14 protein-coding genes are annotated in these 12,484 nt (G+C 58.5%); 3 read left to right on the forward strand and 11 right to left on the reverse strand.

Translation table 11 applies throughout. The features are described 5' to 3' along the window. Positions 1-181: 181 nt before the first annotated feature. The 7 genes from RD1_RS02230 to RD1_RS02260 form a co-directional block, all read right to left on the reverse strand. A complete protein-coding gene (locus RD1_RS02230) occupies positions 182-886 on the reverse strand; it encodes an RES family NAD+ phosphorylase (RefSeq protein WP_044032895.1) in 705 nt (234 codons plus the stop codon). Beyond that, the gene (locus RD1_RS02235; protein ID WP_044032896.1) at positions 880-1,290 is read right to left on the reverse strand and encodes an MbcA/ParS/Xre antitoxin family protein; all 411 of its coding nucleotides are present in this window, start codon (positions 1,288-1,290) and stop codon (positions 880-882) included. The genes RD1_RS02230 and RD1_RS02235 overlap by 7 nt, the downstream gene beginning before the upstream one ends. Before the next feature lie 210 nt (positions 1,291-1,500). Next, positions 1,501-2,670: a phytanoyl-CoA dioxygenase family protein gene (locus RD1_RS02240; RefSeq protein WP_011566814.1), complete on the reverse strand. Its 1,170-nt coding sequence runs from the start codon at positions 2,668-2,670 to the stop codon at positions 1,501-1,503. A gap of 15 nt (positions 2,671-2,685) precedes the next feature. Next, a complete protein-coding gene (iolB, locus tag RD1_RS02245) occupies positions 2,686-3,498 on the reverse strand; it encodes a 5-deoxy-glucuronate isomerase (protein ID WP_011566815.1) in 813 nt (270 codons plus the stop codon). Continuing rightward, positions 3,495-4,289, reverse strand: coding sequence for an ATP-binding cassette domain-containing protein (locus RD1_RS02250; RefSeq protein ID WP_011566816.1), 795 nt, complete (start codon positions 4,287-4,289; stop codon positions 3,495-3,497). The genes iolB and RD1_RS02250 overlap by 4 nt, the downstream gene beginning before the upstream one ends. Before the next feature lies 1 nt (position 4,290). After that, entirely contained in the window at positions 4,291-5,391 is a 1,101-nt protein-coding gene (locus RD1_RS02255; protein ID WP_011566817.1) for an ABC transporter permease, read from the reverse strand. Positions 5,392-5,453: 62 nt separating this feature from the next. Further along, positions 5,454-6,380: a sugar ABC transporter substrate-binding protein gene (locus RD1_RS02260; RefSeq protein ID WP_011566818.1), complete on the reverse strand. Its 927-nt coding sequence runs from the start codon at positions 6,378-6,380 to the stop codon at positions 5,454-5,456. Between the two features lie 157 nt (positions 6,381-6,537). Between RD1_RS02260 and RD1_RS02265 the strand changes: the two genes are divergently transcribed. Continuing rightward, on the forward strand, positions 6,538-7,536 hold the full coding sequence (locus RD1_RS02265) for a LacI family DNA-binding transcriptional regulator (protein ID WP_011566819.1): 999 nt from the start codon (positions 6,538-6,540) through the stop codon (positions 7,534-7,536). A gap of 266 nt (positions 7,537-7,802) precedes the next feature. Beyond that, the gene (locus RD1_RS02270; RefSeq protein WP_044032897.1) at positions 7,803-8,066 is read left to right on the forward strand and encodes a hypothetical protein; all 264 of its coding nucleotides are present in this window, start codon (positions 7,803-7,805) and stop codon (positions 8,064-8,066) included. A 146-nt stretch (positions 8,067-8,212) separates the two neighbouring features. Here RD1_RS02270 and RD1_RS02275 read toward each other — a convergent pair whose 3' ends face one another. The 4 genes from RD1_RS02275 to RD1_RS02290 form a co-directional block, all read right to left on the reverse strand. Then, a complete protein-coding gene (locus tag RD1_RS02275) occupies positions 8,213-8,872 on the reverse strand; it encodes a L,D-transpeptidase (RefSeq protein ID WP_011566821.1) in 660 nt (219 codons plus the stop codon). A 123-nt stretch (positions 8,873-8,995) separates the two neighbouring features. Further along, on the reverse strand, positions 8,996-9,505 hold the full coding sequence (locus tag RD1_RS02280) for a peroxiredoxin family protein (protein ID WP_011566822.1): 510 nt from the start codon (positions 9,503-9,505) through the stop codon (positions 8,996-8,998). 173 nt (positions 9,506-9,678) lie between these two features. Beyond that, positions 9,679-10,590, reverse strand: a complete 912-nt coding sequence (locus RD1_RS02285) for a DUF5666 domain-containing protein (protein WP_011566823.1) — start codon at positions 10,588-10,590, stop codon at positions 9,679-9,681. Between the two features lie 7 nt (positions 10,591-10,597). After that, on the reverse strand, positions 10,598-11,452 hold the full coding sequence (locus RD1_RS02290) for a DUF6502 family protein (RefSeq protein WP_011566824.1): 855 nt from the start codon (positions 11,450-11,452) through the stop codon (positions 10,598-10,600). Positions 11,453-11,580: 128 nt separating this feature from the next. On the opposite strand from RD1_RS02290, the gene RD1_RS02295 reads away from it, so the two are divergent. Further along, a complete protein-coding gene (locus RD1_RS02295; protein WP_011566825.1) occupies positions 11,581-12,087 on the forward strand; it encodes a fasciclin domain-containing protein in 507 nt (168 codons plus the stop codon). Positions 12,088-12,484: the final 397 nt, after the last annotated feature.

Raw genomic sequence — 12,484 nt, forward strand, 5'->3', positions numbered from 1 at the left:
AATTCTGTTTTGGCAAACCCATGCATTTCCCAAGGGGCGGATTATTGCTTGGCAGGTTGAAATCCCGGCAGTTTCAGGCAGGTTTCATGCGTGTCGGCCCGCAATTTCAGCAGTTCCTTGCTGAAATTCAGATGTCCCTGCCAGTGCTTGTCTCAAACGTCCGGCCATGGGAGCGCATGACTTATCTTATTATGCGAAAGACGTCACCACTGCCCGCATCGCGGACCAGATCGACGCAGTCGCCGTTCCAGTGATAATCAAGGTGACGTCCCTGAACGGGTGAATGGGCGAGGTCAGGATAGAACAGGCCGACGCATTCCCCGTCACCGCGCACACTGGGATAGACGATCCCCTGACTGCCTGACGTCCTCAGTTGCGCGGCAAAATTCTGTGCGGGCAGGTAATCATCAGGATGCAACAGGGGCGCGATCGCGTCGTTCACGGTGCGAATGTCGTGCAGGTCCGCATGCACGCCAATGAACAATTCCCGAAACTGGGAGGTCCAGCCCGGGGGTTCGCCCGTGGCCAACATGAAAGCCGCATGATGGTAGGCCGTTTCATGGACCGCTGTTTCAAAATCGCTGGCGATGTAAAGCACGCCCAGCTTGCCATCGGAAAACCGGCTTGGGCGGTCGGGACTGCTGTGCGTGAACGGGGCCATCAGATAGCTGGCACCGGGTCCCCCAACACGCCTGTCCGGCGGAATAAGGTCAAGGGTGCCGATGCTTTCCATCAGCCTGGGGTTTGTCTTTTGCTCAGCCGAAATCAGCAGCGGCCAGTCTTCGGGGTCTGCGATGTCTTCGAACAGGTCGATGGGGGGATAGGTGCTGCGGATGATGCGCACGCCGCGCGGCCAGTCAACACGCGTGATGGCCGGCTCTACCAAGCACCTCTCTCCGCATCCAGATAGCGGCGCACGCGCATCAAATCCGTCAACTCGCCCCCCCGCATGATCTCCAGCGCAGAGTGTCCACCGAAGGCTGTGTTCGGGGCCTTGACCCACGCATAAACCCTTTCCGTGTCCCGAAAAATAATGCGGAGTGCCTTGTGAATGCCGAGGATGTTGGAAAGCCGCGCCTTTGTATCGCGGCCCAACCGGCCTGGCTGCCCCGCCTTCCAGCGGCGGTAGGTGCGCACAGGCAGGTCCAGCAGCGTTGCCGCGTCTTCATCCGTGATCGCCCATTTGCCAAACAAGCGCAGAACGGCGCGCAACATGGCGGCCCCTTCCTCAGCAGTGATCGGCTGTGGCGCGAATTCCTGTGCTTTTGTTTCAAGTGGCTGCAACGACATATCAACACCTCATTGGCATCTTATACACAGACTAATGCCAAATGGCAATACATGTGACCTGGATGCCATTGGCCTTAAGATGCAGTGACGCGCGGCCAGACCAGCCCATGCTGATAGAACCCCGCGCCAGGGTCGCCTGCCATTTGACGGGTCAGCGGCGGTTTTGGCCGGATTTACCGATGTTTGATAGCCGGCACGCGGACCCGTACGTCAGGCCGTTTTTCGCGCCTCTTGCGCCTTGAGCGCTGCCTCTAACCGCGGTTGATCCCAGCTTTCCGCAATCGCCGTTTTGAGGACATCCTGCTGGCTTGGCGGTGCCAGCCCGCCAACGGGCGGGTCATTGTCCAGATTTGTGGGAAAGGGGTAGCCTTCGGCGGTGGCTGCGATTGCCGCATGTAATTCAGCATCCGCCAACGGCAGGTCTTTCAAGGACCCGAAGGCAAGCAAGCTCGTCTTTGTGCGGTCAACCGTTTCCATTGCGCGTCCGAACGGCGATGACACCTGCAGGAGGTTCACCATGCGGTGGATGTCCCGGCTGCTGTTGGACCCGGCGGCGTGAAACAGGGCCGGGTTGAAAAACAGCGCATCCCCTTTTTCCAGCGGCAATTGCACATGGTGCTCTTCGAAATAGCTGCGGAAATCATCGCGCCGCCAGGCGGTATAGCCCGGACGGTAGCGCTGCGAAAAGGGCAGCAGCTTGGTCGGCCCGCTTTCCAATGGGGTCGCCCCATGTGCGATGCCGCCCTGCAGTGTCATCAACGGGGACAGGTCATGCACATGGGCCGGGTAGGCGGCGCAGGCCTGTGTTGTCTGAAAGCCCAGATGGTAATCGCGATGGGCCTGTTGTGCCGACCCGCCGGGGTGCACGACGTTGACTTGTGCGGTCATTTGATAGTTCGGACCCAGCCACGCTTCGCAGGCGGCATCAATCGTGGGGTTCGCAAAATACCGCACAAAGACATCCGGGTCCGCCTCGCAGAGCTTTTGCAGCGAATTCCATATCCGATCATTGGACCCTGCGGCCGCGAAGTGATCCGCCGCAGTCCCTTTTGCGACTTTTTCATCCGCAATGATGCGGTCATAAAGTGCGGTCGCTGCGTCAATCACCGATGTGTCGGCATAGGCATGGCGTAAAACAAACACCCCGGCCCCATGCTGTAAAACCTGTGCCCATTCCGCCATCAACGCACGGCGCGTCAGTGGCTTTTCCAACATGTCGCGCCGTTGCGCCATGTCATAAACGGGGATTTTGTGCGATACCTCAGCGGCCATCGGCACCGTTTCAGGCGCGGTCTGCTGGCGCGTCAGCGCGACGAAATCGCTGAGGTCACAACCCGCCTCAGTATAAAAACCGGCGGCATCTTTGGGCGTCTTGTTCATCGCTCGGCTCGCTTTTCAGTCGTCGGCGTCCCTTTGCGCGATCCAGTCATGGTCCGGATCATTCTCGAACCGCCACTTGCGCAATGGGCCTGCCATCACGTTCAGGTAATACATGTCATAGCCATAGGGCGCACCGCAGGGATGGTGCCCGCGCGGCACACAGACCACATCGCCATCGCTGACAGCCATGGTTTCATCGAGGCTGCGGTCGTCGGTATAGACCCGCTGCACGCCAAATCCCTGTGCGGGGTTCAGGCGGTGGTAATAGGTCTCTTCGAGGTAGGTCATGCGGGGATAGTCGTCTTCGTCATGGCGGTGGCTGGGATAGGACGACCAGTTGCCCGCCGGGGTGAAGACTTCGGTGACCAGAAGGCTGGAGGCAACGTCACGCCCTTCCATGGCGATGTTGTTGATGTACCGTGTGTTCTGGCCCTTGCCGCGCGGGGTGAGTTCAATCCCCTCAGGTCCCAGGCGCGCCGCCGGATAGTCCTCGATACAAGGCGCGCTGCAGATGGCCACCACGCAGTCGGTTGTGGCTGTGGCGGTCCAGTTAATTTGGCCCGGCACATAAAGACAATGCGGTGGCGTACGGTCGAACACCGACATCCGCGCGCCCATTTCACCAAAAGCGGACCCCGCGACAGAGAGGCGGGCTTTGCCTTCGACCAGGACGATAATAACTTCCCGATCACCCGTTTCCTCTGCCGCAGTCTCCCCGCGAGACAGGTGGTAAAGACCAAAGCCAACATAGCCCCAGCCCGCGCGTTCCGGCGTGATGTCATGCACCTTTCCGGAACGGCCCGTTGGTTTGTGAAGCAGCGTGCTCATACCGTGCCGCCAAGCGATCCTTCGAGTTTGGCCATCTCCTGACCGCCCGCCATCAGATCCTGCAACTCATCCGCCGTGATGTCGCCCCTCTTTGCCGTACCGAGAGTCTTGCCCCGGTTCAGCACCGTGAAACGATCACCGACCGCCATGGCATGACGGACGTTGTGGGTGATGAAGACCACACCGATCCCGTCTTTGCGCACGCGGTCGATGGTCGCCAGAACATTGGATGTCTGACGCACCCCGAGCGCGGATGTGGGTTCATCAAGGATCAGTACCTTGGCTCCGAAATAGACCGCACGGGCAATCGCCACCGTCTGGCGTTCCCCGCCCGACAGGGTGCCCACCGCCTGATCAGGTGCGCGCAGGTTGATGCCCATCTTTTTCATCTCCGCCATGGTGATGTCATTGGCTGCATCTGTGTCAAAGCGCTTGAACAGCCCGGAGCCTTTCGTCGGCTCCCGCCCCATGAAGAAATTCCGCGTCACGGACATCAGGGGGATCATCGCAAGATCCTGATAGACGGTTGCGATCCCTGCCTCCATCGAATCACGCGGGCTGGCAAAGCTCATTTCCGACCCTTCGAACATGATCCGGCCTTTGGTGGGTTTGTGAACGCCGGACATGGTCTTGATGAAGGTCGATTTGCCGGCACCATTGTCGCCCAGCAGGCAGTGGCATTCCCCGGGTGTGATGTCAAAGGACACCCCCGCAAGAGCAATCACGTTGCCGAAGTGTTTTTCGATCTCTTCCATCTGCACGATGGGCGCGGGGGAGGCTTGCGTATTCATATCAACGCTCTCCCGTGACGCGTTTGCGGATCATGTTGTTGAACAGAACCGCAACCAACAGCATCCCGCCGAGGAATACCAGATACCAATCCTGATCGATATCCGTGTAGGTCAACCCAATCAGCACCATGCCAAAGATGATCGCCCCGAAGAAGGCGCCAATGGCCGAACCATACCCGCCCGTCAGCAAACAGCCCCCGATGACAGCGGCGATGATCGCCTCGAATTCCTTCTGGAAGCCGCGCCGCGCGTCGGTCGACCCGCTGTCCAGCACGGTGATGATGGCCACGAGCGCCGCGCAGGTTGCAGTGACCATGAACAGGATCAGCTTGACCCGCTTGACCGGGACGCCGGAATTGGAAGCCGCATTGGCATCCCCGCCGGATGCAAATATCCAGTTTCCGAAAGGTGTCTTTTGCAGCACATATGTCGCCAGCAGGGCGATGATGACAAACCAGATGATCTCAACCGGGATACCGGTGACTTTGGGCGTACCGTTGCGGAAGGTGTCGATCATGCCCATCTCCGCCAGCTTGGTGAAAAAGCCGGGAAAGGCGTCGCCCGAAAAGATCGGCGTCAGCCAGTCGTTTTCGGTCGCATCGCGCACACCGCGCAATTGGGTGGACCCATCGGTCGCCCACTTCAGACCGACCAGCGAGAGCCCGCGAAAGATAAACAGAAACGCCAGTGTCACGATGAAGGAGGGCAGCCCGGTTGCCAGAACGATCTGTCCGTTGCATGCGCCCACGGCGGCGGCAAAGATCAACGTGGCCGGAATGGCGATGATCAGCGGCAGCCCGAAGGTCACGACACAGGCCCCGAAAAACAGACCCGTAAAGGCAACCATCGAACCGACAGACAGGTCAAACTCACCGCCCACCATCAGCAGAGCCGCGCCAATGGCGAGGATGCCAAGCTGGGCTGCGGGGGACATGAAGTTCATGAAGCCCGCAAGCGTGAACATCGCAGGGTCAGCCGTAATCAGGAAAAACACCGTGACCAGAATGACCCCGGCAATCGCACCGAGTTCGGGACGTTTCATCATGCGCGAAAAGAACGGCTCTTCCTTTATGCGCTCGTCAACGGCGGCATCTGTGGGCATTTTTCCCTCCCGAAAAACCTATGGAAAAAGCGGGGCCTCGATGGGCCCCGCCTCAGTTGCGTTCAGCGAATGCCCTTCGCAGACAGTTCGACCACCTGCGCGGCTTTGTCAGCGGTGATCAGGTTCGGGCCCGATGGGACGTTGCCGCCCGGCACCAGACCGTATTGCGCGTGCAGCGCCAGAAACGCGACCGGCAGATAGCCTTGCAGGTACTGTTGCTGGTCAATGGCAAAGGCCGCTTCGCCTGCCGAGACGGACTCAAGGAAGCCGGCGGACAGATCGAACGATCCAACACGGATCGACCCTTCACCGCCAACGGCTTTGACGGCCGCGACTGCGGGTTCACCGGCCAGGGATGCGCCCAGTGCCATTACCGTGTCGATGGATTCATCGGAATCAAGCGAGGCTTTCACCTTCGCTTCGATCTCTGACGGATCGTTCGTGGTCGGCAGAACGATGACTTCGCCACCGAAACCTTCGGCAAATCCGGCACAACGATCATCGAGCGACACGTTGCCAACTTCGTGGTTGATGCAAAGCGCCTTGGTGCCGCCCATTTCTGCCATCTTTTCGCCGGCGGCCTTGCCTGCGTCAAACTCTTCCTGACCGACGTGCAGCAGCGCGCCCAGCCCTTTGGACACATTCGAGCCGGAGTTCATGGAGATCACGGCGATCCCCGCCGCAACGGCTTTTTCGATCGAGGGCCCAAGCGCGTCCGCATCAGGGATCGACACCACGAGGCCATCGGGTTCCTGATTCACCGCCGCGTCGATCAACTGGCTCATCGCCACCATGTCGAATGTCTCCGGAGCGCGATATTCAACATTCGCACCCGTATCGGCAGCGGCTTTTTCGACACCGTTTTTGACAACGGACCAAAACGGATCAGAGGCCTGACCGTGGCTGACGACGATGATATCGGTCGCGAGTGCGGGCGTCGCAATGGCCAGAGCCGCCGCCGCAAGTGTAGATTTCAAGAAATGTTTCATTGTTCCTCCCAGAACTGGCAATTTTGAGCCTTAGCAAAGGACGTTTTCCTACGCCTTCGGCAGGAAGAAAGCACAGGTTCGGTATTATTGCAACCGGTTGCAAGAAATCAAATCCTGTGTTCAGATCACGTTGTGCTGCTGAGTGTGAAAGGCTGGAATGACCGTTACTTTAAAGGATGTGGCCGAACGTGCGGGTGTATCGCGCTCTGCGGTGTCGCGCACATTTACGGCGGGCGCCTCTGTTTCGCCGAAAACGCGGGCCAAGGTTGAGAAGGCCGCCGATGATCTGGGTTATCGCCCGAACGCGTTGGCCTCTTCCCTGACCACGGGGCGCACGAAGCTGATCGGTCTGATCTCGAACAACTTTCACAACCCGGTGTTTCTGGAGGTATTTGACCTCTTCACCCGGTGCCTTCAGGATCGCGGCCTGCGCCCGCTGCTGGTCAATCTCACCGATGAAACGGACCCGGAAAATTCGCTGCGGCTTTTGCAGCAATACTCGGTTGATGGGGTGATTGTGGCCTCCTCCACGCTGTCGCAGGAATTCCCGCTGGCCTTTCAGACGTCGCGGATACCTGTTGTGCATTCCTTTGGAAAATTCGCCCATGCGCCGCGCGTGCATGTTGTTGGTATCGACAATATCGAGTGTGGGCGCATGGCGGCGCGTACCCTGATCGCGCGCGGTTACAATCGTCTCGGATTCCTCGGTGGCCCAGCCGATGCCACCTCGACCGTGGATCGCCGCACGGGCTTTCTGGAAGTGATCGAGGCTGTGGATGATGTCACCGTGTCAGACAGTTTTGCCACCGCATATTCCTTTGACGCGGGGCGCAACGAGATGCTCTCCTTGCTGCGAAACACCCCTGCGGATGCGTATTTCTGCGGTGACGATGTTTTGTCCATCGGCGCATTGAGCGCCATCCGCGAAGCGGGTCTGCGGGTCCCGGAGGATATCGGAATTATCGGTCTGAACGACATGGAGATGTCGCGCTGGCAGAACATCAATCTCACAACGATTCGCCAGCCTATACCGCAGATTATCGACAGTTCGATTGATTTGGTCATGGCGCTGCTGGAGAAGCCGGACCACCAGCCTGAGGCGCGGCTTTTTGCATGCGACATCATCGAAAGAGGTACGCTGCGCCCTTTGCCTTAGAAAACCGTGCATCGGGCGCGGATGCGACATGCGTCGGGGACTTGACGTCGGTGCTGGACAGCTTGGGCGCTCGTTTCAAAGATGACGGTCTTGGCCTTGCGTGGCGCACCCTTTAGCGCACGGTGTCATTGTGTCAGGCAGGCCGACAATTCAAAATTAACTAATTTTGTGTCAAAATGGCCCTTGGTAGGCAAGTGTCTTGATTTTGGCTGGTAGTCTGATGTCGGGCGGGTACTCTGCTCGTGGAACGTTTACAGGAAAACGCAATGAAAAGCAGGCTGATTTTGATGATTATTGCTGTGTGGGGTCTTGGAGCCTGCACCGCCACAACGGGCGGGAATGCCGGGTTTATCCGAAACCTGCCCGAAGAGATCGTGGCGATGGCCGCGCCAAATCAGGATTTGACTGCTGTTCAACTGAAAGAGGATGACGGCTGCTATTGGTATCGGCATACCGGCCCGGTCGAGACGACGATGTTGCCGCTGCGCACAGCAGAGGGACGGCCCATTTGCACCCGGCCGCAGACCTAGAGCGTCTGACGAAACACCTGAAACATCGATTCACACGTAACACGTTGAAATCATTGATTTCAGGCAGCGTTACGTGATTCAGGTGTTTCGCATGACGCTTTGAAACCTTGGCGGTGTGCCATTTGTTTCATGTATCTCAGGTTGCCTTAGCTGTTGGCCGTTACATAGCTTTCCGCAGGGTAGAGATGCGCAGTAGCGCCGGGTGTGACCTCGTCGTAAAGCCCGATGATATGCGCCATCACCATCCGCACGCAGCCCGAACTGGCCCGGCTGCCGATGGATCGGGGTGATGGGGTGCCGTGAATTCTGAGGTAGGTGTCGCGGTTGCCCTCGTATAAATAGAGCGCCCGCGCGCCGAGCGGATTGTCCGGCCCGCCCGGCATGCCATCGGCAAATTCGGTATAAAGCTCGGGATCTCGGCGGATCATCTCGGCGGTCGGTGTCCATTTCGGCCAGCGCGCCTTGCGCCGGATGGTAAAGACACCCGGTTCATACAGATTGCCGCGCGCAATCGCGACACCGTATCGCATGGCGGTGCCATCGCCCTGCACGTGGTACAAATAGCGCGCAACCGCATCAACATGGATGTCACCGGGAACAAGCCCGCTGTTTGCTTCAACCCGAACGGGCAAGAAGCGCGGATGCAACCCCCATGGGTTCGTCGTGGCCGGGTCGTAATTCGCGGGCGTGACCCGTGCATCCCACACGGCCCAGTTGCTGCTTGCCGATGCAGCGGTGCCCGCCCCCAAGACGGACGTCGAAAACAACGCCGCGGATGTCTGCAGAAAATGTCGCCGTGTCAGCATTTATCAATATCCCCTGATGAAAGCTCTGCGCCGGTGTAGACGCAAATAATTTACACCGGCTAAATCAATTGTGGAATGGGCAGAAACGCCAATCACACAGAAGTGCGCTTCGGTGGTTTTGGATCAGGCCGTACCCCGCACGGGCCGGTCGTTTTCGATGTTGAAGATCATCCCATCCAGCAATTCTTCGAGATCCGGGCGCGCAGCGGGGCCGTTGGAAATTTCAACCAGCATGAGGGTGCCGTCGGGCCGGATTGCAAACGCGCCCGGCTCCGCGAAGACACGGTCGGTTTCGGTCCCTGACAGCGGCTCCGAGACATACAGGCCCAGGGCGCGCATCTGATCCTCGCTCAAATCGAAACCCAGTTCGAAGTTCCAGCCGAATTCTTTCTGATCCTCCAGCGCTTTTTGCCGGGTATCCGCAGAAACAACGGCCACATCCATTCGGTCGGTCCAGGCCGGCAACACCGCGTTCAGCTTGTTGAGGAACCGCTTGCACCGGGGGCAGTGACGTCCGCGATAGATGAACAGCATGCTCCAACGCTCCTTGGGCTGACCCAGCGTGATGGTGCCGCCATCGACGGTTGGCAGTGTCATCTGTGCAACGGCGGTGCCCGGGATTGGTTTGGTCATTGTATTTCCTTTTGCGTGTCTTTGTCCGTTACATGGGGTTACTGGCGCACATGCCATGTATACCCCGCGAAGTGTGGCGGTCTTGCCCGGATACAGCAACCGGGTCCGGTGCGTCGTCACCATTTGTTGATGGGACCGCTTGGCAGCTGATGAAACTCCCAAGGTCTGCGCGATCACACCTCAATAACCGGCCCCTCGAAGCCGTCAGAAATACCCCGGTTCAGAATCGCGCGCCGTGCAGCACTGTCCTCGGGCAGGACATATCCTTTGGACGCCCCGAACAGACCATCGTAGCGTCCAAAATACACCGCGCGCCGCGCCCCGATGGCCGCAAGTGACAGATCGCGGGCAAAACTGTGACCGAGCCCCGCAATCCGGAAGCCGGGTTGCGTATCTATGGGTTCAAGATACCCCTCAACAGACAGGTTGCGCAGGTCGCGCGCGCGGGCGAAACGCCCGTTAGCAATGCTCTGGACCCGAAAGCCGTCAGCATCGGAAGACCCCAAAACCGCCGCATATTGCCCTGTGGCGAGCCTGACCCCCTGCGCATCAAGGCGTAGCCCGCCGATTCCGTTATGGCCATCGTCCAGACGGGTGAGCGTGCCCGCGATCAGGTCCTTGTCCAGCGCTGTTGGATCAATCCGGCTGGCAATGACGCCGGTTGTGGACCACACGCCGCTGACAGCGACACGGGTGCCGATTAGCGTCTGCGCAGTGTCGGGCGCTTGCAAAGAGATGCCGTTCACACGCAAATCACCCGGATGTCCGCGCAACGTGCCGATCAAAAGGTGGTCGACAAAGACGTCTTTTGCCACAAGCCCGTCACCACGTCGCTGTGCATAAATTGTCAGAGACATGCCCGGCTTCAACGCCTCCACGGCGGTTGCCCCAAAGCTGGTGGAGTATCTGGTCGTGCGGGTTACATCGACCGTGACGCCGTTGATCCGCAGGCTGCCAAAACCGGTGAGAACGCCCACAATACCCGTGCCGCCGATACCACCTTCGAACGGATCATTGCTGGAACGCGTCACCACAGCCGGAGCGCAAGAGGCCAACAGAACCGTTGAACCCAGAAGCGAAAGCATGTCCCTTCTAGTTTTCTGTTTCACCTGTTTCGTCCTTTGCTCTGTCGAGACCGGCGTTTGTCGATTCCCGGTAAAAATAAACGCCGAGGCGATACCGTTCCTTTGGCTCTGTCTCGTTCTGATCGGCCTGCTGCAGTCGACTGCTTTGCGCATTGAGCGTTTCCAGCATGTTCTGCGCCAACTGTCCGGCGTGTTGTTCAATCTGGTCCACTGATCCGGGCGACAAGCGATTGTAAAACACCGCCCGCTCCAGAAAGGGCGCGTCCTCCGACAGCAGGTTTTGCGAGGCCGCCGCGAGGTGGTCACCGACATTGGAGGCAAAAAATACCAGCTTGTCGTGATCCGATACAGGCCCGCTAAACGCGCCATCACTTATCCGCAACAGGCCATCATCGCTTTCATGGACCAGTTCCTGACGCATAAGTTCATCAAGGATCGTGCGCGGTCGGATGTCCGTGTTTATCTCGCGCACGAGGGTTTCGAAATTTGGACTGTCATCGGATGTCCTGGGCAGGCCCATGGGGTGGCCGGCGTCGTCCTGATACTCGGGTCGTGTCATCCACTGGCTCAGCACTGTCGCAAAGGCCGCGGATTTGCCGCGCGCGGTTTTCCACGCGTCGTCCTCGTTTGACAAAATCGCGCGCACATCGCGTCGATGCACTCCGGTCAAAAGCGTGACGCGGCTGTCTGTCGGGGCCGTACCGTCAAGGCGAAACTCTTCATAGGCGACGTCAACATACACTGTCTTGAGCAGTTTATAAAAGGCGGGGGCCGTGATGCCACGGTTGATCATCGTGCGCACAAGCGGGCGCATCAGCCCTTTGAGCAGCAATAAAAACCCATCTGATCCGGTCGCATTCATAAGGCCATCCTACTTTGTGTAAAAAAATTCCACAAGTTTATTGACTGATGGTTTGAGCGCGTTATCTATCCACGTGTGAAAAATACACACGAAAAGCTGAAAGCAGCGGGAATGAAAGGAAACGACGAATGGCACATTTGATTTCACGGCGCGGGGCGCTCAAGGCAGGGCTTGGATTTGCAGGGCTCGCAGGGCTATCGGCTTGCGGTATGGCCACTGGCAGGACACCCGATATCGTGGATACTGCCGTGGCTGCCGGATCGTTCACAACGCTTGTTGCCGCAGTGCAGGCCGCAGATCTTGTCGATACGTTGAAATCACCCGGTCCTTTCACCGTCTTTGCACCGACAGATGAGGCGTTCGCCGCTTTGCCTGCGGGTACGGTCGAAGACCTTCTCCTCCCCGAGAACAAGGACAAGCTGGTTCAAATTCTGACTTATCATGTCGTTGCAGGGCGTATTCCGGCTGCCAATATCGTTGGCAAACGCGGTTCGGTCACTACTGTCGAAGGCAGTGACCTGCACTATGACGGGCGCAACGGCGTCAAGATCAACAAGGCGACCGTGATCACGCCGGATGTGATGGCGTCCAACGGTATCATCCATGTCATCGACGGTGTTTTGCTGCCAAGCTGACGACAGCGTCATGCCTTAGACATCGGCATGACTTTGTGCGTGCGTTGCGTGGCCATTCTGCGCCATGCGGCGAGCCTGCGCATCATAATCACCCTTGTTTGCCGAAGCTTCCTTGCGGAGCTTCGGATTTTTTCATTGTGCGCGGTCCATGGCGAATTCCCTGCGCGTGGGGTGCGCGTCAAAACCTGCCATTTGTCTGATACTCACAAGTCTTTGGCAGCGTCCCGCAACTTTCTCAAAAGCGTCCGGGATATGTCAGGGTCAGTCCTGCAGGATTGTTTCAAACAATGGTGTGGGATTAGGGGGTGAGGCACGTGTCCTTGCCGGTCACTCTAAGGTCACGTTGCCCCCCCGGTGGTCACCTTCGACAAACATTCGCCCAGAGCGTCTGACGTAA

This window comes from Roseobacter denitrificans OCh 114 (assembly GCF_000014045.1).
GTDB lineage: Bacteria > Pseudomonadota > Alphaproteobacteria > Rhodobacterales > Rhodobacteraceae > Roseobacter > Roseobacter denitrificans.